Genomic DNA, 19,365 nt, shown 5'->3' with positions numbered 1-19,365 from the left:
GCGGCCATAGATGCCGCGCCGCCGTGGCTGTTGGCGGGAAGTGCGCCGCCGCGAACGTCAGCCGGTGACCGGCGCGGCGGTGTCGGCACCCTCGTCGGCGTCGGCCGCCTCGGACTCTTCCTCTGAGGCGCCGGGGTCGGCCTTCTCCGTCGCGTCCGGCGTCGGCGCGATGTCAGGAAAGGCGTCGCGGAACCCGTAGACATCCACCGCGCCGTCCAGGACACCACCGCCCGGGTCGTCGAAGCCGGCGGCCCGGGCCGGGTCGCGTCGGGTGTCGAAGATGTCGCGGATGACCTGCACGACGAAGAACAGTGTGCCGGCCAGGTGGATGCCTATGGCGGTGTCGTATCCACCCTGAGGCAGCCCGCGGTCCGGGGTGACGATGGTGATCAGGTAGAACCAGATCGCCACGTAGTACACGACCTCGCAGGCCTGCCAGATCAGGAAGTCGCGCCAGCGCGGCCGGGCCAGCACCGCGAGCGGGATGAGCCAGAGCACGTACTGCGGCGAGTACACCTTGTTGAACAGGATGAACGCCGCGGCGGTGAGGAAGGCGATCTGCCCCAGCCGCGGGCGCGTGCGGGCGAGCCAGGCGACCAGGCCGATGCCGACGCAGGAGAGGGCGAGCAGCACCGCGAACGCCACGTTGATGAAGCTCGAGGAGAAGCTCGCGTGCAGCGGGCTGTACTCGAGGAAGAGCCACAGCGAGCCCCAGTCAGCGCCGCGGTTCTCGTTGAACGTGTAGAAGTACGTCCAGGCGTGGATGTTCTCGATCATGAACGGCAGGTTGACCGCCAGCCAGGCCCCGACCGCGCCGAGCAGGGCCAGCGACCACTCCTTCATCTTCCCGGCCCGCCAGCACAACAGGACCAGCGCGACCAGCAGCAGGCCGGGGTAGAGCTTGGCCGCCGTGCCCAGCCCCATGAAGATCCCGGCGACCACCGGTTTGCGCCGCGCCCAGGCCAGCAGCGCGACCGCCGCCAGGCCCACCGCGATCAGGTCCCAGTTGATCGTCCCGTTCAGCATCAGCCCCGGCGCCAGCGCGAACATCGCCGCGTCCCACGGCCGCGGCCCGGAGATGCCGATCAGCGCCACCACCGCGATCGCGGCGAAGGCCAGCAGGAACCAGGTGGTGAAGAGGTAGAACCAGCGGCCCTGGTTGTTGGCGTCGCCGGGGATGTGCCGGGCCAGCAGCGCCGCGGTCTCCATCGCCGCGCCGGTGATCACCGGGTACTCGAGGTAGTCGTTCGGGTTGGTCGAGTAGTAGGCGACCTGGTTCTGGGAGAACCCGCGGCCCTGGTACATGAACGGGATGTCCGTGTAGCACAGGTGCGTGTACTGCTGGTTCCCCGCGCCGGTCCACGCGGTGTTGAAGCAGGGCTCGCGCATGCCGATCCCGATGGCCGTGGACAGCAGCGTCAGCACGATGAGCAGGAACGCGATCGCCCCCCGGGTGCGCGGCAGCCGGGCCCGGCGCCCCAGCACCCCGCCGAATCCGTCCGCGCCGACGTTCACCACCGGGTCGTCCAGGCTCGGCGCGACGATGCGCGCGTACGACCGAGGCTTCCAGCCCGCTCCGTCGCGGGGCTGCTCGGACTCGTCGCCGAAGGCGGTTGTGCTGACCGTCATGCGCGTAACCATAGCGACCCGGGCACCGTGGTGGGCGGCCGCACCCTCCAACCGCCGCGGCGAGATCGCGAAGAACCGGGACCTTCGGTCCCGAGACACCGGCGCCCCCGCGGTACGCGACCGCGGGGGCGCCGGAATGAGCGGGCGCTATGGACTCGGACTGTTCGAAGGTCCGCCACCATGACCCTTGCCCGGTGAACTACTGCTGCTCGGCCCAGTGCTCGGACAGTTGCCGAAGATGCTGCTCAGGCCGCCGCACGAGGGCGAGGAACTCGGGCCGAGGCTCGGCGTGGGCGACAGCGTCGGGGTGGCCGGCGCCGAGGTGTTCGGGTTCGACGGAGCCGACGCGGTCGCCGAGGCCGAGGCGCTCGGGGTCGGGCTGCCGGAGACCATCATGCTGGTCGTGTTCGGGGTGGGGAACGCGGTGTCGCCGGCGAACTTCGAACCCGTGCCCTGCATCAGTTTCATGAAGTCGGACCAGATCGCCAGCGGGTAGTCGGCACCGAAGGAGAAGCCGGCGTTGTTGATGTTGTCGACCGGCGCCTGGATCTGGAGCGTGGGCGGCTGCCCCGGCTGGTTGGCGTTCGGGTTCGGCTCGGTGATCCACCGGGACAGCGAGACCGCGGTCTCCAGTTTGGTGGTGAAGCCGTTGAACCAGGTGGCCGCCGTGTCGAAGTGCCCGTTCTGGGTCTTGCTGTAGATGTCCGGGTACTGCTTCTGCAGCGTGGTCAGTTCCATTGTGGACGTTCCGGTCTTGCCCGCGACGTTGTTCAGGCCAGACTCGCCGGGGGCCGCCGCGCCAGTGCCGTCGCTGTCGTGCGTGACGTGCGTCAGCGTCTGCGTCACGGTCTCGGCCACGTTCGGGTCGAGCACCTGGTTCGGCTTCATCGGCGTCTTCCAGTCCACCCCGCCGGAGCCGGAGCTCTTGATCTCGGTGACCTCGATCAGCGGGTACTGCGCCCCGTTGTCCGCGAAGGCGCTGTAGGCGTCGGCCATCCGCGCCGGACTCACCGCCGAGATGCCGAGGGTCAGACGCGCGTTGGCGGTCAGGCCCTGCGCGTTCTTCGAGTTGATCCCCAGGGCATTGACGGTCTGCATCACGTTGTTGTAGCCGAGCTGACCGGACAGCCGCACGAACGCGGTGTTGATCGACGCCGCGGTCGCGGTGTTGATGTCGATCATGCCGTGCGAGCCGTCGTCGTTGGTCACCGGGCGGTCGCCCGCGGCGAAGGCCATCTCGGCCGGGTTGTTCGGGTCCGGCCATGGCGAGTTGCCGTTGATGTAGCTGTTCGGTGAGATGTTCTGTTTGAACGCCGTCGCCAGGGTGAACGCTTTGAAGGTCGACCCGGGCTGCACCTGCCCCTGGGTGGCCCAGTTGTACTGGGTGGTGCCGCCGTAGAAGGCGACCAACTCGCCGGTGGTCGGATCCACCGCGGCTAACGCCGGGTACAAGTTCTGGTCGTACCAGTTGCTCGATTTCAGCTTGCTGAGCAGCTCCGTCTGTACCGCCTGCTGGGCCAGGTCCATGTAGTGCTGGTTGAACGTGGTGGTGACGGTGTAGCCGCCGGATTCTATGGTCTGCAGTGAGGGGATGCCCGAATTCGGGTTGTCCGCGGCATAGCTTTCGATCCAGTTGCTGACCGCGTTCGCCATCTGCTGCTGCTGGACGGTTTCACCCGTCGAGCTCTGCTGCGAGATCGGCTGCGGGAAGGTCGTCAGCGCCTTGTCGTGGTCGGCCTGGTTGATCAGGCCGTACTGGAGCATGTTGTTCAGCACCGCGGTCCAGCGCAGCTTCAGCTCGTTCTGCCAGTACGCGGCGGTCTGCGGATCGCTGGAGACGGTGCTCGGGTCCCAGCCCTTGCTGAAGTTGGTCGGCTCGTTGACCAGGGCGGCCAGGAACGCGGCCTCGCCCGGGTCGGTGATCTGGTTGGCGTCCTTGCCGAACCACGACTTGGCGGCGGCCTGGATGCCGTACGAGTTGCGGCCGAAGAACACCGTGTTCAGGTAGTTCTGCATGACCCAGTCCTTGGACTGCGTCTTGCCGATCTTCAGCGCGATGAAGATCTCGTCGAGCTTCCGGCTGAAGGTCTGGCTCTGGCTCAGATACGCGTTCTTCACGAACTGCTGGGTAAGCGTCGAGCCGCCCTGCAGCGGCTTGCCCTCGAGGTCGTTGAGGATCGACCGGGCGATACCGGTGTACGAGATGCCGTTGTTGGTGCGGAACGTCTTGTCCTCGGCCGCGATGATCGCGTTCTGCATCACCGGTGGGATGTCCTGGATCTGGACGTTCTGCCGGTTCTTGTTGCTCCCGTAGGTGGCGAACGTGGTGCCGTCGTCATAGGTGAACAAGCTCACCTGCTGGGTGGCGACGCTGTTCTCGGTCGGGATCTGCACGGTCGCGTATTCGAACGCGACGAGCCCGATGATCAGGAAGAACCCGGCCAGCATGAACGAGCAGACCTGCTTGATCGACGGCATCCAGCGGCGCCAGCCGTCCTTGCCGGTGCGCGGATAGTCGAAGTACTTGTGGTAGCCGACCTTCTTGACCGGGCGATTTCCGGCACGGCCGCCGGGGCTGCGTCCGCCGGGCCCTCCCGGACCGCCGGGGCCCCCTGGACCGCCGGGCCCTCCTGGGCCGGCACCACGGCGTCCGGCGCCATTGCGGGTGGAACGGCCGTCGATGGCGCTGCGGTCGTATCGGGTCGAGCGTTCCTGGTCCGGCGCGTACTCGCCGGCTCCGTTGCGCGCGGCTCTTCGCTCCTCGAGCCGGCTTCGGCGCGGGGGGCCGTTTACCGCCTCGTCCGCGCCGGAGACGCCAGGCATCTGGCGGGTGCCGGCGGTGTCGGGCTGCACCACTTCGCCCGGGATCGGCGTTTGGCGTTCACGCGCGCCGCGGCCGCCGTAGGAGTAGGCATCGACGGGTGCGTCGTAGCTGCGCGCGCCACCGCCACTCCCATAGGCACGGGCGCCGCCGTTGTCGGGCGCGCCATAGCCGCGTGCGCCGCCGCCCCCGGCTTCATCACCGCCCGATTCGGCGGCCGGCCCATAACCGCGATCGCCGTATCCGCGGGGCTGCTGCGCCTCGTTGTCGGCACTCCCGTAGCCGCGTCGTCCGCCACCGTAGGCCCGTGATCCATCTCCGGACGCGTCGCCGCGCCCGTACTCGTGGTCTCCGCCCATCGTCGCGTCTACTCCCTGTGCCTTCTTTCGGCTGGCTTATCCAGAGACGATCCGGTCTCCCGGGCCGGTTCCCGCGCCTCTTGACACGAACGGCTAGCAGAGTACGCCGTCTCGCTCGCCGGGCTAAAGCAGACCTGCCGCATTGACTTACTTGTCGTCTATGTCTGCTTCTGGTGTGAAATCAGCCATGAAGAGAGGCTGTAGAGCAGACGGCGAGCAAGCGGTGAGCAGGGGACTTGTCAGGCACGGCGGATCGCGCCTATCGTGGCGATGTATCGAGCCGATACATCGGAGCGAGCGGTCTTCACCGTCTGGACAGGCACCGTACCCGTTGCGTCCACGCGGCGGAAGAGGGCTCTTCGAACCTCGTCCGGCTGTGTGGACGGCTGTGGGTGCGGGACGCGAGAACATCCCGTCGCCCGCCGTCGTCCGGGAGCGCCGAGGTCCGTGCACAGCCCCCGGTGGGATCCGCACCCGTCCGGGACGGAATGAGGAGGTCAGGTGGCCAAGCGCAGCGGCGTGCTGGAGTTCGCCGTCCTGGGTCTCCTCCACGAGTCGCCGATGCACGGCTACGAGCTGCGCAAGCGGCTGAACGTCCTGCTCGGCTCGCTCCGCGTGTTCTCCTACGGCACGCTCTACCCCTGCCTCAAGGATCTGGTCGCCCGCGGCTTGCTGGTCGAGGACCACACGGCGGACGGCCACGGTCACCACGGCGCCAAGGCGGCGCCCGCGCTGGGCGGCAACGCGGCCGCCGCGCGGCGTTCGAAGATCGTCTACCGGCTCACCCCGGAGGGCGAGGAGCACTTCGGCCAGCTGCTGTCCGACGCCGGCCCGTCGGCGTGGGAGGACGAGAACTTCGGAGTGCACTTCGCCTTCTTCGGGCGCACCGACGCCGCCATCCGGCTGCGGATCCTGGAGGGGCGCCGTTCCCGGCTCGAGGAGCGGCTCGACCTGTTCCGCCAGTCCGTCACCCGGACCAAGGAGCGGCTCGACCGCTACACCCTGGAGGCGCAACGGCACGGGCTCGAGTCGGTGGAGCGCGAGGTCCGCTGGCTCAACGAGCTGATCGAGACCGAGCACGACCAGCGGCAGGTGGGCCCGCCCGCCACGTAGCCGGCGGCGCCGTCGTCGGCCCGCCCGATGCCGCCGCGGGCCCGCACGAGAGAACTGTCCGACGTAAGACCGAGGGCGCGACCAACCCGCCCCCCTTTGAAGATCGACTAATCAGAAGGAGCCAACACCGCATGGGTTCGGTTCGCGTAGCCATTGTGGGCGTGGGGAACTGCGCCTCCTCCCTCGTTCAGGGCGTCGAGTACTACAAGGACGCAGACCCCTCCGCCAGAGTGCCGGGTCTGATGCATGTCCAGTTCGGCCCCTACCACGTCCGCGACATCGAGTTCGTGGCGGCGTTCGACGTGGACGCCAAGAAGGTCGGCCAGGACCTGGCGCACGCCATCCACGCCTCCGAGAACAACACCATCAAGATCGCGGAGGTGCCCCCCACCGGGGTGACGGTGCTGCGCGGCCACACCCTCGACGGCCTGGGCAAGTACTACCAGCAGATGATCGAGGAGTCTCCGGAGGAGCCGGCGGACGTCGTCAAGGTGCTCCGGGAGACCAAGGCCGACGTGCTGGTCTGCTACCTGCCGGTCGGCTCCGAGGACGCGGCGAAGTTCTACGCCCAGTGTGCGATCGACGCCAAGGTGGCCTTCGTCAACGCCCTGCCGGTGTTCATCGCGGGCACCAAGGAGTGGGCGGACAAGTTCACCGAGGCCGGCGTGCCGATCGTCGGCGACGACATCAAGTCCCAGGTCGGCGCGACCATCACGCACCGGGTGCTGGCCAAGCTGTTCGAGGACCGCGGCGTGGTGCTGGACCGGACCATGCAGCTGAACGTGGGCGGCAACATGGACTTCATGAACATGCTCGAGCGCGAGCGGCTGGAGTCCAAGAAGATCTCCAAGACCCAGGCGGTCACCTCGCAGCTGTCGCACGACATCGGCAAGGGCAACGTGCACATCGGCCCGTCCGACTACGTCTCCTGGCTGGACGACCGCAAGTGGGCGTACGTCCGGTTGGAGGGCCGCGCGTTCGGCGACGTGCCGCTGAACCTGGAGTACAAGCTCGAGGTGTGGGACTCGCCCAACTCGGCCGGTGTGATCATCGACGCGCTGCGCTGCGCGAAGATCGCCCTGGACCGCGGCATCGGCGGCCCGATCCTGTCCGCCTCGTCCTACTTCATGAAGTCCCCGCCGGTCCAGTACTTCGACGACCAGGCGCGCGACGCGGTCGAGAAGTTCATCAACGGCGAGGTGGACCGCTGACCACGGTCTGAACGGCACAGGCGCGCGGACACCTCCGCGCGCGAACCCGGGGCGCCACGCCCCGCGGCCCGGCGGGACGGCCAGTGCTTCAGGCCGTCCCGCAGCCGTGTCCAGGCAGTCCCAGCGAGTCCCTGGGACTCCCGGCATACTGCGCCGTCTGTGTAAGCTCAACCCAATGTCGCGCAAGGTGGTGTGGGGGATCGTGGCCGGAGCCCTCGTGGTGATCGGCTACCTGTTCTGGGTGAACCAGGGCAAGCAGCACTACGCGGCGGTCGGGGATTGCGTGGCGACCCCGAAGTCCGGCGAACTCGTCCACGTCGCCTGCGGCGCCCCCGGCGCGCTCAAAGTGCTGGCGAAGTTCACCGGCGACGACTCGAACCGGTGCGACGGCGTCTCCGGCACCACCCAGGCCTTCGTGGAGTACCCGAAGGGCGAGGCTTCGTTCGTGCTGTGTGCGGGCGCTGCGAAGTAAGTTGCCCGCCGTCTGCTGGGTCGTGAGACACTGGCGCCTGCCAGGAGGGCTCGCCTAGTGGCCTAGGGCACCGCTCTTGAAAAGCGGCATGACGAGAGTCATCGTGGGTTCGAATCCCACGCCCTCCGCCGACCCGGCCGCCTGCACTGCGCCGGTCGCTCAGCGCAGGCGGGCCGGATGCGGCGCTCCCGCTAAGCCTGGCCCGGCGCACCCGTCGGCACGACCCGGACCGCGGTGCCGTAAGCGCAGATCTCGGTCCAGACGTCGCCCATCTCCGAGGTATCGAACCGCATCGCGATGACCGCGTTGGCGCCGCGTGCCTGGGCTTCCGTGATCATCCGCCCCATGACCTCGTTGCGGCTGTCCACGAGCACCTTGGTCATGCCCTTCAGCTCGCCGCCGAACATCGACTTGAGCCCGGCGCCCATCTGGCTGAACACGTTGCGCGAGCGCACGGTCAGCCCGAACACCTCACCGAATACCTGCTCGACCCGGTAACCGGGCACATCGTTCGTGGTGGTCACCAGGAACTGCGGACCGGTCCAGCCGGAAGCGTCGCTCATCGATGTCTCCTCGGGGTGGTGCGTCGGAGTCGGAATCTGTTCACCGGTACTTCCTACCGCCGTCCGATGTCGCCCACCAGTCGTCGAGACGGTTCCTGGGAGAATGCGGACGTGGACAACGACAGCCGGCCGCGGCCCCAGGTGGTCGCGCACCGGGGCGCGTCGAGCGAGGCGCCCGAGCACACCCTCGCCGCCTACCGCAAGGCCATCGAGGCCGGTGCGGACGCGCTGGAGTGCGACGTGCGGCTGACCCTCGACGGCCACCTGGTGTGCGTGCACGACCGGCGGGTCGACCGGGTGTCCAACGGGACCGGGTTCGTCTCCGGCCTCGAGCTGGCCCGGCTCGAGGAGCTTGATTTCGGCTCCTGGCACGGCTCCGCCGCCGAGCCGGAGGAGCCCGACCGGGACCGCTGCGGGGTGCTCACCCTGCGCCGGCTGATGGAGCTGGCGGCCGAGCAGCCGCGACCGGTGGAACTGGCCATCGAGGTCAAGCACCCCACCCGGTACGCGGGCCTGGTGGAGCGGCGGCTGGTCGAACTGCTGGACGAGTTCGGCTGGGCGCATCCGGGCGTCGCCGGACCGGCCCCGGTGCGGGTGATGAGCTTCTCCCGGATGGCGATCCGCCGGATCCTCAAGCTGGCTCCCGCACTGGACGTCGTCTTCCTGATGGAGCCGATCGGCTACCGGCTGCGCGACGGGCAGCTGCCGCGGGGTACTCCGATCGGGGGACCGTCGATCGCGATCCTGCGTGATCGCCCCGAGTACGTGGATCGCCTCCACAGGGCGGGTCGCCGGGTGCACGTGTGGACGGTTGATGAACCTACGGACGTCGAGCTGTGCCTGAAGCTCGGCGTGGACGCGATCATCACGAACCACCCGCGCGAAGTGCGGGCGATGGTCGACGCATAAAGCGCGGCATACATGAAATCGCTAGAGGATCGCTACAGGTACCCGCCTGGGTACACTCCGGCGTGCGCTCCGGACCGCGGTCCAAGGCCCTTGGCTGAGCGAGCCTCAAATCTAGGTAAAGGCCCCCGCGACGCGCCCTCCCCACCCCGCGTCGGAAAAACACCAGGTGGCCAGGGTGGTTTCGGGGTGCTTCAGGGGAAGCTGTCGCGAGCCGGGGCGCATTCGTCCGGAGCGTGCCGAAAAAGCGCTGTTGCGAAGCGCAGACTGCCAGTTTCCATCCTGCTCCCCTTGGGCATCGATCCCATTGTGCGCGGCCGTGGCGAAGGGGCCGGCCGGGGAAGATCCGCGAGAGGGGTCGGTGGGGGTGATCATGCCAGTTGCACGAGTGTCGCCCGCCTCGTACACCGGTTTCCTGCCGCACTCTTCGACAAGTGTCCGCCAGGCCAGGTCGCAGCTGGCCGCCGCGCTGTACGAGCGGGACGTGCTCGGCTCGCTGGTGGACGACGCCGTGTTGATCCTGTCCGAGTTCGTCACCAACTCGCTCCGGCACGCCAGGGCGCTGGACTCCGGGCTGATCCGGATAGCGTGGGAACTGACCGGCGAGGGCTTGCTGCGGATCGAGGTGACAGACGGCGGCGGGACTACCCGGCCGTCGACGAAACCGTACTCGATGTCGGTGTCGGCGCATGCCGGGCGGGGCCTGGAGATCGTCGACCGGCTCGCGGACCGCTGGGGGTCGCAGCGGGAGGAGGGCGGTGACGAATACACCGTCTGGGCCGAACTCGCGGTACGGGCGAGGCACGCCGGGCGCAGGCTGAGAGCCGGGGGTAGCGGCGCCGGCAGCGCCGCCGGAACCGTGACCGCGTTGCCGTCCGCACCGCCTCCGCCGGGAGCAGAACCGGCCGCGGAGGTGGAGAACAGGTCACCGCGCGAGCCGAAGGTATCGGCGGACAAGCCCGCCGGGGCGGTCATCCATCTTCTGCCGCCTTATCCGCAGCGCTGAACGACCGCGCCGCAATGGGGGCGACCCGCTAGTACGTGTACCCACCACCGGGGTTCGTGCCGATTGCCTCGGCCCGCTGCTGCCCATTGGCGTCGGGGGCGAGATATGCGTCCAACATCGCGCCCAGCTCGTCGAGCAGGCGGGTGACCGGGATCGGGCCCGTCGCCGCCGCGGAGATGATGAAGGCCTGCGCGGTGAGCACGATCGAGTGGGCCTGCACCGCGATGGAACCCTTCTTGATCGAGCCGTCCCGGTAGCCCGCGTCGAGCCGGTTCGCCAACAGGTTCACCGCGATCTGCTGGGTCGAGCCGAAGCGGTTGATGAGATACGGCATCAGGATTTCCGGCTCGACGTCCAGGACCTGGCGCATCAGCGGGTCCGCGTGGAATGCCCGGACCACCGCCAGCACCGTCTCGACGAGCTTGCGCCGGGCCGTCCTGGTGTCGGGCGAAGCGAGCGGCGGAGTCTCGGTGTTCTCCCGCAGGATGCGTGCGAACTCGTGTCCGAGCACCTCGCTGATCAGCGAGCCGATGTCGGAATATCGCCGGTAGAGCGTCATCCGGCTGACCCCCGCACGCCGGGCGACGTCGTTGAGCGTCGTGTCGTGGACCCCGGCGGCGAGCACGCAGGCGCGAGCGGCGTCGAGGATCTGCCGCTCGCTGAGTCGCAGCGGTCTGGCCCGGCCGCCGCTGGCTGTGGGCAGCGGAGGTGTAGTCGTCATTGCCGCCAGCCTACGTAAAAAGCTACCGAACAGTAACCCCGGCGCGGCCAGGAAGGATCCGAGGCCTGGCGGCTGGGCGGTACGACGGTCGTGGCGCTCGGCTCGACCAGTCCCGGACGGCCCGAAAGGGTCCGCACCGGACCTGCGCCGTGCTTAGGCCGCGGCGGCCGAAGCGGTCACTGCGCCTGCGGGGCGACCAGTCCCGATTCCACGTGGATCAGCCCGGCCGAGACCGGAGCGTTCTGGCCGACCAGCTCGGCGATCGCGTCGAACGCGCCAGTGCCCGAGCCCACCGGCACCGGGGAGGTCGCGCACTGGGCCGAGGAGTCCCCGGCCGCCACGACGCACTGCACCTGCACCACGTCGCCGTTCACCTGAGTAAGGTTCAGCGCCGCCACTTGAGGCGTGCTAGTGCCGTTCGAGACGTATAGCCGAGCCAGAACCGTCCCGCCGCTCTGGTTCACACAGACCTGTGTGCGGATGCTGCCGTCGGACCGCTTCGTGTTCGTCGGGGTACCGCAGAACTCGGACGCGACCGCCTGGGCCACCGGCGACGGCGACTCCGCGCCCGCCGCGGACTGGCCCGCCGCGGCGGACACGGACGACCCGCCGGACAGCGCATCATGGTTCTGCGACGGCGTGGCCTGGGCCGCCGCGATCGGCAGCACCACGACCCCGACCACCGCCCCCGCCAGCGCCACCGAGCGCACATGATGGGGCCGCAGACGGCTGGACTCGATGGGGCGGACGGGCCCGGCGTTCTCCGGCATGGACGGCGGAACCCCCTTCAGCGGGGTGGAATCGAATGATCAATGCCCTGATCGGATGTCGAACACCGGATCAGTGCTGGAGCGAATGTTAGCCCTATCAAGCACTGCATCGGTAGCCGCGTTCACTCGTCCGGGTCAGGTTCGTTACCCATATGGCGCTGAGTACCGATCGCGTCGCGTGCAGGCCGGTCGGCTGTGACAAACGTCCTCTGAAACGACCGGTCGTCTTAGGGTCTGCTCCGTGGCGGTCGCTTTCAAGGCGACAGGTCGTTTCGAGGCTCTCGAAGCCCTCGTCTCCGGAGCCTTCCATCCCCGGCTCACCATGGCCCGTAGGATGGCCGGTCATGGAAACCAGTGATCTCGCCGCGGTGATCCCCGCGTTCGACGAGGAGGCCAGGATCGCCGCGACGGTCGAGGCGGCCGGGAAGGTGCCCGGCGTCGACCTGGTGCTCGTGGTGGACGACGGGTCGCGGGATGCCACTGCCCAGGTCGCCCGGGCGGCCGGGGCGGTCGTGGTCCGGCACAGCCGCAACCGCGGCAAGGGCGCCGCGATGGAGAGCGGCGCGGCGGCGGTGGCCGCGATCGAGGCGCGGGAGGGCCGGGCCGCGCCGCGGATGCTGCTGTTCCTCGACGGCGACCTGGAAGGCACCGCGGCCGAGGCGGCGCCGCTGGCCGAACCGGTGCGTTCGGGGGCGGTGGGGATGTCGATCGCGACGCTGCCGCCGCAGCCGGGCGGCGGCCACGGCTTCGTGGTGCGCTTGGCCCGGGAGGGGATTCGCTCGGCCGTCGGCTTCGAGGCGCGCCAGCCGCTGTCCGGCCAGCGCTGCCTGACCCGCGCCGCGTTCGAGGCGGCTCTGCCGCTGGCTTTCGGGTTCGGCGTCGAGACCGGACTGACCGTCGACGTGCTGCGCGCCGGCTTCCGGGTCGGCGAGGTCGAGATTCCGTTCCGGCACCGGGTCACCGGCACCGATCTGGCCGCGCAACTGCACCGGGCCAAGCAGTACCGCGACGTCGCGCTGGCGCTCGCGGTCCGACGTGTCCCCGCGGCGCTGCGCCCGGCTACCTGGCGCACCCGCTAGGGACTAAAGCGATGGCGTCCGGGAAGCCGGTGTCGCAGAAGGCAGCGTCGCAGCAGGCGGTGTCTCGGGAAGCAGCGCCTCAGGAAGCAGCGTCTCGGGAAACGGTGTCGCAGGAATCGGCTTCACACGACGTGGCTTCGGACGATGCGGTGTCGGACGACGCGGTGTCGGACGACGCGGCGTCTCAGGAAACTGTGTCGCCGGATGCGGCGAGTCAGGGGGCGACGATAGGGGGAGGGAGTGCGCCGCAGGGGGACCTCGGGCTGAATGCGTCCTCTGTTTCGGCGACGCGGCGGGGCGTAGCTGGACTCAGTGCTCTGCTGCTATCCGTGGCGCTCATCGTCGCCACCGGTTTGCTCGGGCCGTCCGCCGCCCAAGCCCCGCTCCCGGGCCACTCGTTCGTCGGCCTGCCGTTCGCTTTCACCGCGAACCCGCCGCAATGGCTTGTCACCGTATTGCTGGACGCGTCGCTCCTGTCCGGTGCGTGCGGCCTCGCCCTGTGTTTGAGCGCCCTGCGGGCCGGGTGGACCCCGCGCCTCAGACCACTGATCCGAGCCTCTTACGGCGCCGCTGCCGCCACGATCCTGGTTCCCCCGATGGGATCCGCGGACCACCTCGTCTACGCCGCCTACGGCCGCCTGGTGACCACGGGCGGCAATCCGTACACCCAGACCGCCCACACCCTCGCCGCGCACGGTGATCCGATCGGACTCGCGGTGCAGCCCCCGTGGACCGACACCCCCTCCGTCTACGGCCCGGTTGCCACCGCCGAGCAGGCGCTTGCCTCGTGGATCGGCGGCGACTCGGCGCGGGCCACCGTCTTCGTCCTCGCGTTGCTCGGCGCGGTGGCCTACGTCGCGATGGGGGCGATGCTGCGGCGGATTGGCGATCCGGGGAGGGTCACCGTCCTGTTCGGCCTCAATCCGCTGCTTCTCCTGGAAACCGTCAACGCCGCGCACCTCGACGCGTTCGCGGTCTTCTTCGCCGTCCTCGGGATCTATGCGCTGCATGCCCGCCGGGACGCCGTCGGCACGATCCTCGCTGCGGTGGCGATTGGGCTCGGGTGCGCGACCAAGCTCTCTCTCGGACTAGCCGCGCTCGCCGCCATGTGGGCGTTGCGCCACCACTGGAAGCAGGTCGCGCTGTTCGTGCTGTGCGCGGCGGCGACCGGCCTGCTGGTCTACCTGCCCTACGGTCGCACGGCTCTCACCCCGGCCCGCGAGTCCGCCCGGATGGTCTCGCTGGGCTCCGCTTGGCGGCCGCTGCTCGCTCCGCTCCAGCACGCGATGGGGGACGGCTCGGCCCGCGACCTGATCTCGGCCCTCGGGTGGGCGACACTGCTCCTGCTGGCGTGGCTGCTTGCGCCACTGCTCAGCCCCGCGGATCGGCGATCGCCCGGCGGGCAGGCGGCGAGGATGCTGGCGCTGCTGGGCCTCGCCTGGGTGTTGGCCGCGCCGTACACGCTGCCCTGGTACGACATCGTCGCCTGGGCGCCGCTCGCCGTCTGCGTCACCGGACCCGTCGACCTGCTGGCGACTGCGCGCACTACCGTGCTTTCCGCCGCCTACGTCCCCGGGCTCGACGTGCCGCTCGTTCCCGGGATGGCCGGCTGGGCGTCGTGGATCCGCGCGGACGCCGCCCCGGTGTTCTCGATCGGCGCCGCGGCGGCCTGCGTCGCGCTCGGGATCAGGCGACGAACGGCTGCCCGCCCGCCTCGCTGACCATCGGCTTGCCCGCCGCTTCCCAAGCGAGCATCCCACCGGATACGTTCACCGTGGATCGGCCGAGTTGGTTGAGATAGCGCACGGCCTGCTCGGACCGGCCGCCGACCTTGCAGATCACGTACACGTCGCAGTCTTCGGGCACCTCGTCGACCCGAGCCATGAGCTCGCTCAGCGGCAAGTGCACGGCGTCGGGCGCGTGCCCGGCTCGCCACTCGTCGTCCTCGCGGACGTCGAGAAGGAATCCGTCCGCGGGCAGGCCCGTGACGGGGACGTTGGGGGTCGGGGACTGGAACATCGTCGGTGCACTCCGCATCGCCTCGGCCCAGATCAAGCGCCGGTGCGTCGATCCAGGGCACGCTCAAGATCTGCTCAACGCAAGGTTAAGCCAACCGGGGCTCGCCAGGTCGGCGTTCACGGACTGTTCTGCGGGCTCTTGACACCTGATCTGGTCTAGTCCATTTTTGGCTTGCCGGGTTCTGACAGGCACCGGCCGCACGGGTGGATCAACGGGAAACGGACACCAGTCCGCCTAAGCGCCGGGGAGGCAGGCGCCGCTGCCTCCCCGGTCTTTCCCGCCCGGGCGATCTTCGCCGTATCCACGAACACCCCGGTCCGGGCAAGACGACCGGTCGTTTTCGGAGGTAATCTGTTGTGCCCGTAGGTGCACCGAAAGCTGCATGATCAGGCAGGTGTCCATTTCCGCGTGGCCCACCCGAACCGGTAACTTTTCCCTGTGATCGACCTCCGAGAACTCCGCGACGATCCGGACCGCTTCCGCGCCTCGCAGCGCGCCCGCGGCGAAGACCCGACCCTGGTGGACCGGGTGCTGGCCGCCGACGAGCGGCGCCGATCGTCCGCGACCGCCTTCGACCGGCTGCGGGCCGAGCAGAAGCAGCTCGGCAAGCGGATCGGGCAGGCTTCGGGGGCCGAGAAGACCGAGCTCCTGGCCTCGGCGAGCACGCTGGCCGCCGAGGTGAAGGCCGCGGAGGCTGCGCAGAACGAGGCCGCCGACGAGGCCCAGCAGCTCTCGTTGGGCCTGTCGAACCTGGTCGAGCCGGGCGTGCCCGAGGGCGGCGAGGAAGACTACGTCGTGCTCGAGGAGATCGGCGCCCCGCGCGACTTCGCCGCCGACGGCTTCGAGCCGCGCGACCACGTCGAGCTCGGCCGCATCCTCGGCGCGATCGACCTGGAGCGCGGGGTCAAGGTCGGCGGTGCGCGCCAGTACTACCTGACCGGCGTCGGCGCCCTGCTGGAGTTCGCGCTGCTCCGGCTCGCCGTGGACCAGGCGGTCGGGGCCGGTTTCACTCCCGTCGTGACCCCGTCGCTGGTCAAGCCGGCCGCGATGCAGGGCACCGGGTTCCTGGGACAGGCCGCCGAGAACGTGTACCACTTGGCCGAGGACGATCTCTACCTGGTCGGCACCTCCGAGGTCCCGCTCGCCGCGTACCACATGGACGAGATCCTCGACGCCTCGTCGCTGCCGCTGCGCTACGCCGGCTACTCGTCCTGCTACCGGCGCGAGGCCGGGTCGTACGGCAAGGACACCCGCGGCATCATCCGGGTCCACCAGTTCGAGAAGGTCGAGATGTTCTCGTTCTGCGACCCGGCGGACGCGGCCGCCGAGCACCGGCGCCTGCTCGCCTGGGAGAAGGAGTTCCTGGACAAGCTGGAGCTGCCGTACCGGGTGATCGACGTCGCGGCCGGCGACCTGGGTTCGTCGGCGGCGCGCAAGTACGACTGCGAGGCCTGGATCCCGACGCAGGGCAGATACCGCGAGGTGACCTCGACCTCGAACTGCACCGGCTTCCAGGCCCGCCGGCTGGCGATCCGGATGCGCGACGCCGAGGGCACCCGGCCGCTGGCCACGCTCAACGGCACGCTGTGCGCGATGCCGCGGACCATCGTGGCGATCCTGGAGAACCACCAGCAGGCCGACGGCTCGGTCCGGGTGCCGCGGGCGCTGCGGCCCCATCTCGGCGGGCGCGAACTGCTGGAGCCGTCGGCGAAATAGACCCCCGCGGCTCTCCGGCCGCCGGTCCGGGCGCTCCGGACCGGCGGTCTGCGGGGGTGGGGATCAGGCCCCGCATTCCCCCGGCGGAAAACCGCGGGTGAGACGGCGCTGAGACAACGGCTTCGAGCACGTATAAAGGGCGTACAGTACCGCCATGCCGCGTCAGTCCCCCCTGGCGGCACTGCTCCGGCGCTATGGGATCGCCGACGTTCAAACGTTCCGACCGCTCGACGAGGGCCTGCTCAACCGGTCCTTCGCCGTGGCGACCGGCGCGGGCCCGCTCTTCCTCAAGCAGTACCTCGAGCAGGCCCCGCGGCAGATCAACGCGCAGCACGCAGCGACCGCAGCCCTCGCCGCGGCCGGGCTTCCGGTCGTACCGCCGCTGCGCGACGTCGCCGGGCGCACGATCGCCCGCCGCGGCCCGCGCCAGTTCGCCCTCTACCCGTGGATCCAGGGCGGCCATCTGCCCGGCCTCGCCCTCACCCCCGATCAGTGCCAGGACCTCGGCGCCCTGCTGGCGCGGCTACACGTGGCGCTCAGCGGAGTCCTCGGGCCCGTGGAGCAGCCGATGTTCCACGACAGCGCGTCGCCGGATGAGGCGCAGGAGACCGCCCGGCGGCTGCTCGGACTCCTGCGCAGCCGTCCGGTGCGCGAGGGCATCGACGATCTGGCCGAGTTCCGGCTGACCGAGCGGATGGCGCTGCTGCGCGCGCTGGCGCACCGCCGCCCCAGTCCCGACGACCGGCTGACCGTCGGCCACGTGCACGGGGACTTCCACGGACTCAACGTCCTGTTCAGCCCGGACGGGGCGATCCGGGCCGTGGTGGACTGGGACCGGCTGGGCATCCTGCCCTACGGCGAGGAACTGGTGCGGTCGGCGCTGATCTTCTTCGTCGACCCCTGCGACGGGCGGCTCGACCTGGACCGGGTGGGGCACTACGTGCGCGGCTACCTCGACGGGTTCCCCGCGCTCGGCGACGAGATCCCGACCGCCGTGCACCGGCTGTGGTGGGAGCGCCTCACCGACTTCTGGATGCTGCGCTGGCGTTACGAGCGCTACGACGCGCGCCCGGACGAGCAGTTCCCGGCCGCGTCGGCCCTCGTCGTGTGGTGGACGCACCACTACGACAAGGTGCTCGACGCGTTCCGGCCCTGAGTCCGCCGCTCTGTTGCGCTTTATAGCGCTCTATAGCGTCACAGCTATGGTCGGCTATTTAAAGGTACGGTCCGGCGGGGCCGCCGGGGCGGGTCTGCGGGTCGCCCACGCCGGGAGGCAGCGCGCGGCGCATCTGCTCGAGCTGCGCGCGGGCCGCCATCTGCTGGGCGAACAGCGCCGTCTGGATGCCGTGGAACAGGCCCTCGAGCCAGCCGACCAGCTGGGCCTGGGCGATGCGCAGCTCCGCCTCGCTCGGCACGCCGTCCTCGGCGAAGGGCAGCGACAGCCGCTCGAGCTCGTTGATCAGCTCGGGCGCCAGGCCCTTCTCCAGCTCGGCGATGGAGGACTTGTGGATCTCCTTGAGCCTGGCCCGGCTCGCCTCGTCCAGCGGCGCCGCCCGGACCTCCTCGAGCAGCTGCTTGATCATGGAGCCGATGCGCATGACCTTCGCCGGCTGCTCGACCATCTCGGCGACGTTCGTCGGGTCCTCGCCGATCGGCACGTCCGGCTTCTCCTCGTCGCCGGCCAGCTCCGCGGGCACCGGTCTGCCGTCCGGTCCCACCACGACGTAGCCTCCGGCCCGATAGTCGTCGGTCGGAGCGGGGTACTGCGGGTTCTGGGCGTCCATGGTGCTCCCCGGTGTCGGTGTGTGGCGCGCGGTCGGTTCGTCGGCTGAACCCGGTGCGGGACCGGCGCTGGTTGAGGATTGCGGGTGATGAAGGGCCATGATGGTTCAGGGGTGCGCGACCAGCAGCACTTTACCGACGTGCCCTGACGACTCGAGCAGCCGGTGCGCGTCGGCCGCCTGAGCCATCGGGAAGCGTGCGTCGGAGACGACCGTCAGCCGTCCGTCTTCGATCAGCGGCCAGACGTGCTCGCGGACCGAGGCGAGGATCGCGCCCTTCTCGGCGACCGGCCGGGGCCGCAGGTTGGTGGCGATGATCGCGCCGCGCTTCTGCATGAGCTTGCCCAGGTCCAGCTCCGCGCGGGTGCCTCCCTGGAGCCCGACGACCACCAGGCGCCCGCGGGTCGCCAGCGCGTTCAGGTTCCGGTCCAGGTAGGAGGCGCCCATCACGTCGAGGATCACGTCCGCGCCGTGTCCGCCGGTGATCTGGTCGACCCGGGCGACGAAGTCCTCGCTGCGATAGTCGACGGCGGCGTCGGCGCCGAGTTCGCGGCAGCGCGCCACCTTCTCGGCCGAGCCCGCGGTCGCGATGACGCGTGCGTCTACGGCCTTGGCGAGTTGGATGGCGGTGGTGCCGATGCCGCCTGCGCCGCCGTGCACGAGAAGCGTCTCGCGCGGCTGGAGGGCGGCGGTCATGAAGACGTTCACCCAGACGGTGCACACCGTCTCGGGCAGGCCGGCGGCGGTGACCACGTCCATGCCCTTCGGGACCGGCAATGCCTGGACTGCCGGGACCGTGACGCGCTCTGCGTATCCGCCGCCGCTGAGCAGCACGCAGACCTCGTCTCCGACCTGCCATTCGGTGACGCCGTCGCCGAGGGCCGCGACCCGCCCGGAACACTCCATGCCGAGGATCTCGCTCGCCCCGGGTGGGGGCGGGTACTGGCCCCGGCGCTGGAGCAGGTCGCCCCGGTTCACCGCGGAGGCGGCGACGTCGACGAGGATCTCGCCGGGCCCCGGCTCCGGGTCCGGTGCGTCGGCCCACTCGAGTACTTCGGGGCCGCCCGGCCGGGCAATCTGGATGGCCTTCATGTTCCCACCCTATGCCGGTTCTTCCGCGAACTGCGCCGCGCCCGCGGGCCGCCCCACAACCTGCGCGGATGGGTAGAAAAGCCGGGCCGCGACCGACATCCCTCTCG

General features: G+C 69.8%; 17 protein-coding genes and 1 tRNA gene. 10 read left to right on the top strand and 8 right to left on the bottom strand.

All coding sequences use genetic code 11. From position 1 onward, the window contains the following. Positions 1–57: 57 nt before the first annotated feature. Both VGZ32_RS25240 and VGZ32_RS25235 read right to left on the bottom strand, forming a co-directional pair. A complete protein-coding gene (locus tag VGZ32_RS25240; protein WP_326888686.1) occupies positions 58–1,629 on the bottom strand; it encodes a glycosyltransferase family 87 protein in 1,572 nt (523 codons plus the stop codon). A gap of 147 nt (positions 1,630–1,776) precedes the next feature. Continuing rightward, complete coding sequence (locus tag VGZ32_RS25235) at positions 1,777–4,809, bottom strand: transglycosylase domain-containing protein (protein ID WP_326888685.1); 3,033 nt, start codon at positions 4,807–4,809, stop codon at positions 1,777–1,779. A gap of 501 nt (positions 4,810–5,310) precedes the next feature. On the opposite strand from VGZ32_RS25235, the gene VGZ32_RS25230 reads away from it, so the two are divergent. The 4 genes from VGZ32_RS25230 to VGZ32_RS25215 all read left to right on the top strand — a co-directional run bounded on the left by VGZ32_RS25230 (position 5,311) and on the right by VGZ32_RS25215 (position 7,733). Beyond that, positions 5,311–5,922: a PadR family transcriptional regulator gene (locus VGZ32_RS25230; protein WP_326888684.1), complete on the top strand. Its 612-nt coding sequence runs from the start codon at positions 5,311–5,313 to the stop codon at positions 5,920–5,922. A 131-nt stretch (positions 5,923–6,053) separates the two neighbouring features. Beyond that, positions 6,054–7,133 (top strand): inositol-3-phosphate synthase, encoded by a 1,080-nt coding sequence (locus tag VGZ32_RS25225; RefSeq protein ID WP_326888683.1) that lies wholly within the window; start codon positions 6,054–6,056, stop codon positions 7,131–7,133. A gap of 175 nt (positions 7,134–7,308) precedes the next feature. After that, on the top strand, positions 7,309–7,605 hold the full coding sequence (locus VGZ32_RS25220; protein WP_326888682.1) for an LppU/SCO3897 family protein: 297 nt from the start codon (positions 7,309–7,311) through the stop codon (positions 7,603–7,605). 43 nt (positions 7,606–7,648) lie between these two features. Next, positions 7,649–7,733 (top strand) — tRNA-Ser (locus tag VGZ32_RS25215). A 63-nt stretch (positions 7,734–7,796) separates the two neighbouring features. Here VGZ32_RS25215 and VGZ32_RS25210 read toward each other — a convergent pair. Then, positions 7,797–8,168 (bottom strand): YbjQ family protein, encoded by a 372-nt coding sequence (locus VGZ32_RS25210; RefSeq protein ID WP_326888681.1) that lies wholly within the window; start codon positions 8,166–8,168, stop codon positions 7,797–7,799. A gap of 66 nt (positions 8,169–8,234) precedes the next feature. On the opposite strand from VGZ32_RS25210, the gene VGZ32_RS25205 reads away from it, so the two are divergent. Next, positions 8,235–9,077 carry a glycerophosphodiester phosphodiesterase gene (locus tag VGZ32_RS25205; protein ID WP_414642595.1) on the top strand — a complete coding sequence of 281 codons (843 nt, stop codon included), beginning with the start codon at positions 8,235–8,237 and terminating at the stop codon, positions 9,075–9,077. A gap of 370 nt (positions 9,078–9,447) precedes the next feature. Continuing rightward, on the top strand, positions 9,448–10,080 hold the full coding sequence (locus VGZ32_RS25200) for an ATP-binding protein (RefSeq protein WP_326888679.1): 633 nt from the start codon (positions 9,448–9,450) through the stop codon (positions 10,078–10,080). Between the two features lie 28 nt (positions 10,081–10,108). Here the strand turns inward: VGZ32_RS25200 and VGZ32_RS25195 are convergent, their stop codons facing one another. Next, positions 10,109–10,801 carry a TetR/AcrR family transcriptional regulator gene (locus tag VGZ32_RS25195; protein ID WP_326888678.1) on the bottom strand — a complete coding sequence of 231 codons (693 nt, stop codon included), beginning with the start codon at positions 10,799–10,801 and terminating at the stop codon, positions 10,109–10,111. 176 nt (positions 10,802–10,977) lie between these two features. Continuing rightward, positions 10,978–11,571 carry a hypothetical protein gene (locus VGZ32_RS25190; RefSeq protein ID WP_326888677.1) on the bottom strand — a complete coding sequence of 198 codons (594 nt, stop codon included), beginning with the start codon at positions 11,569–11,571 and terminating at the stop codon, positions 10,978–10,980. A gap of 344 nt (positions 11,572–11,915) precedes the next feature. Between VGZ32_RS25190 and VGZ32_RS25185 the strand changes: the two genes are divergently transcribed. Both VGZ32_RS25185 and VGZ32_RS25180 read left to right on the top strand, forming a co-directional pair. Beyond that, the gene (locus tag VGZ32_RS25185; protein ID WP_326888676.1) at positions 11,916–12,650 is read left to right on the top strand and encodes a glycosyltransferase family 2 protein; all 735 of its coding nucleotides are present in this window, start codon (positions 11,916–11,918) and stop codon (positions 12,648–12,650) included. Between the two features lie 329 nt (positions 12,651–12,979). Continuing rightward, on the top strand, positions 12,980–14,371 hold the full coding sequence (locus VGZ32_RS25180) for a hypothetical protein (protein WP_326888675.1): 1,392 nt from the start codon (positions 12,980–12,982) through the stop codon (positions 14,369–14,371). Here VGZ32_RS25180 and VGZ32_RS25175 read toward each other — a convergent pair. After that, positions 14,337–14,669 carry a rhodanese-like domain-containing protein gene (locus VGZ32_RS25175; protein ID WP_326888674.1) on the bottom strand — a complete coding sequence of 111 codons (333 nt, stop codon included), beginning with the start codon at positions 14,667–14,669 and terminating at the stop codon, positions 14,337–14,339. The genes VGZ32_RS25180 and VGZ32_RS25175 overlap by 35 nt on opposite strands. Before the next feature lie 438 nt (positions 14,670–15,107). Between VGZ32_RS25175 and serS the strand changes: the two genes are divergently transcribed. Together serS and VGZ32_RS25165 are read left to right on the top strand one after the other, a co-directional pair. Beyond that, complete coding sequence (serS, locus tag VGZ32_RS25170) at positions 15,108–16,385, top strand: serine--tRNA ligase (RefSeq protein WP_326888673.1); 1,278 nt, start codon at positions 15,108–15,110, stop codon at positions 16,383–16,385. 154 nt (positions 16,386–16,539) lie between these two features. Then, entirely contained in the window at positions 16,540–17,541 is a 1,002-nt protein-coding gene (locus tag VGZ32_RS25165) for a phosphotransferase enzyme family protein (RefSeq protein WP_326888672.1), read from the top strand. 58 nt (positions 17,542–17,599) lie between these two features. On the opposite strand, the gene VGZ32_RS25160 is transcribed toward VGZ32_RS25165, so the two are convergent. Together VGZ32_RS25160 and VGZ32_RS25155 are read right to left on the bottom strand one after the other, a co-directional pair. Continuing rightward, the gene (locus VGZ32_RS25160; protein ID WP_326888671.1) at positions 17,600–18,169 is read right to left on the bottom strand and encodes a bacterial proteasome activator family protein; all 570 of its coding nucleotides are present in this window, start codon (positions 18,167–18,169) and stop codon (positions 17,600–17,602) included. 105 nt (positions 18,170–18,274) lie between these two features. Then, positions 18,275–19,258, bottom strand: a complete 984-nt coding sequence (locus VGZ32_RS25155; protein ID WP_326888670.1) for an NAD(P)H-quinone oxidoreductase — start codon at positions 19,256–19,258, stop codon at positions 18,275–18,277. Positions 19,259–19,365: the final 107 nt, after the last annotated feature.

It is taken from the genome of Actinocrinis sp. (assembly GCF_035938995.1).
Lineage (GTDB): Bacteria > Actinomycetota > Actinomycetes > Streptomycetales > Catenulisporaceae > DASZGI01.
This window is presented reverse-complemented; position numbering and strand designations above follow the sequence as displayed.

What these genes read in the sequence shown, in the direction of transcription:
- VGZ32_RS25235 (WP_326888685.1), bottom strand. Translation starts at nt 4,809, where the DNA reads ATGGGCGGAGACCACGAGTACGGGCGCGGCGACGCGTCCGGAGATGGA.
- VGZ32_RS25175 (WP_326888674.1), bottom strand. Translation starts at nt 14,669, where the DNA reads ATGTTCCAGTCCCCGACCCCCAACGTCCCCGTCACGGGCCTGCCCGCG.
- VGZ32_RS25200 (WP_326888679.1), top strand. Translation starts at nt 9,448, where the DNA reads ATGCCAGTTGCACGAGTGTCGCCCGCCTCGTACACCGGTTTCCTGCCG.
- VGZ32_RS25190 (WP_326888677.1), bottom strand. Translation starts at nt 11,571, where the DNA reads ATGCCGGAGAACGCCGGGCCCGTCCGCCCCATCGAGTCCAGCCGTCTG.
- VGZ32_RS25220 (WP_326888682.1), top strand. Translation starts at nt 7,309, where the DNA reads ATGTCGCGCAAGGTGGTGTGGGGGATCGTGGCCGGAGCCCTCGTGGTG.
- VGZ32_RS25185 (WP_326888676.1), top strand. Translation starts at nt 11,916, where the DNA reads ATGGAAACCAGTGATCTCGCCGCGGTGATCCCCGCGTTCGACGAGGAG.
- VGZ32_RS25160 (WP_326888671.1), bottom strand. Translation starts at nt 18,169, where the DNA reads ATGGACGCCCAGAACCCGCAGTACCCCGCTCCGACCGACGACTATCGG.
- VGZ32_RS25225 (WP_326888683.1), top strand. Translation starts at nt 6,054, where the DNA reads ATGGGTTCGGTTCGCGTAGCCATTGTGGGCGTGGGGAACTGCGCCTCC.
- VGZ32_RS25195 (WP_326888678.1), bottom strand. Translation starts at nt 10,801, where the DNA reads ATGACGACTACACCTCCGCTGCCCACAGCCAGCGGCGGCCGGGCCAGA.
- VGZ32_RS25210 (WP_326888681.1), bottom strand. Translation starts at nt 8,168, where the DNA reads ATGAGCGACGCTTCCGGCTGGACCGGTCCGCAGTTCCTGGTGACCACC.
- VGZ32_RS25240 (WP_326888686.1), bottom strand. Translation starts at nt 1,629, where the DNA reads ATGACGGTCAGCACAACCGCCTTCGGCGACGAGTCCGAGCAGCCCCGC.
- VGZ32_RS25155 (WP_326888670.1), bottom strand. Translation starts at nt 19,258, where the DNA reads ATGAAGGCCATCCAGATTGCCCGGCCGGGCGGCCCCGAAGTACTCGAG.
- VGZ32_RS25205 (WP_414642595.1), top strand. Translation starts at nt 8,235, where the DNA reads ATGTCGCCCACCAGTCGTCGAGACGGTTCCTGGGAGAATGCGGACGTG.
- VGZ32_RS25165 (WP_326888672.1), top strand. Translation starts at nt 16,540, where the DNA reads ATGCCGCGTCAGTCCCCCCTGGCGGCACTGCTCCGGCGCTATGGGATC.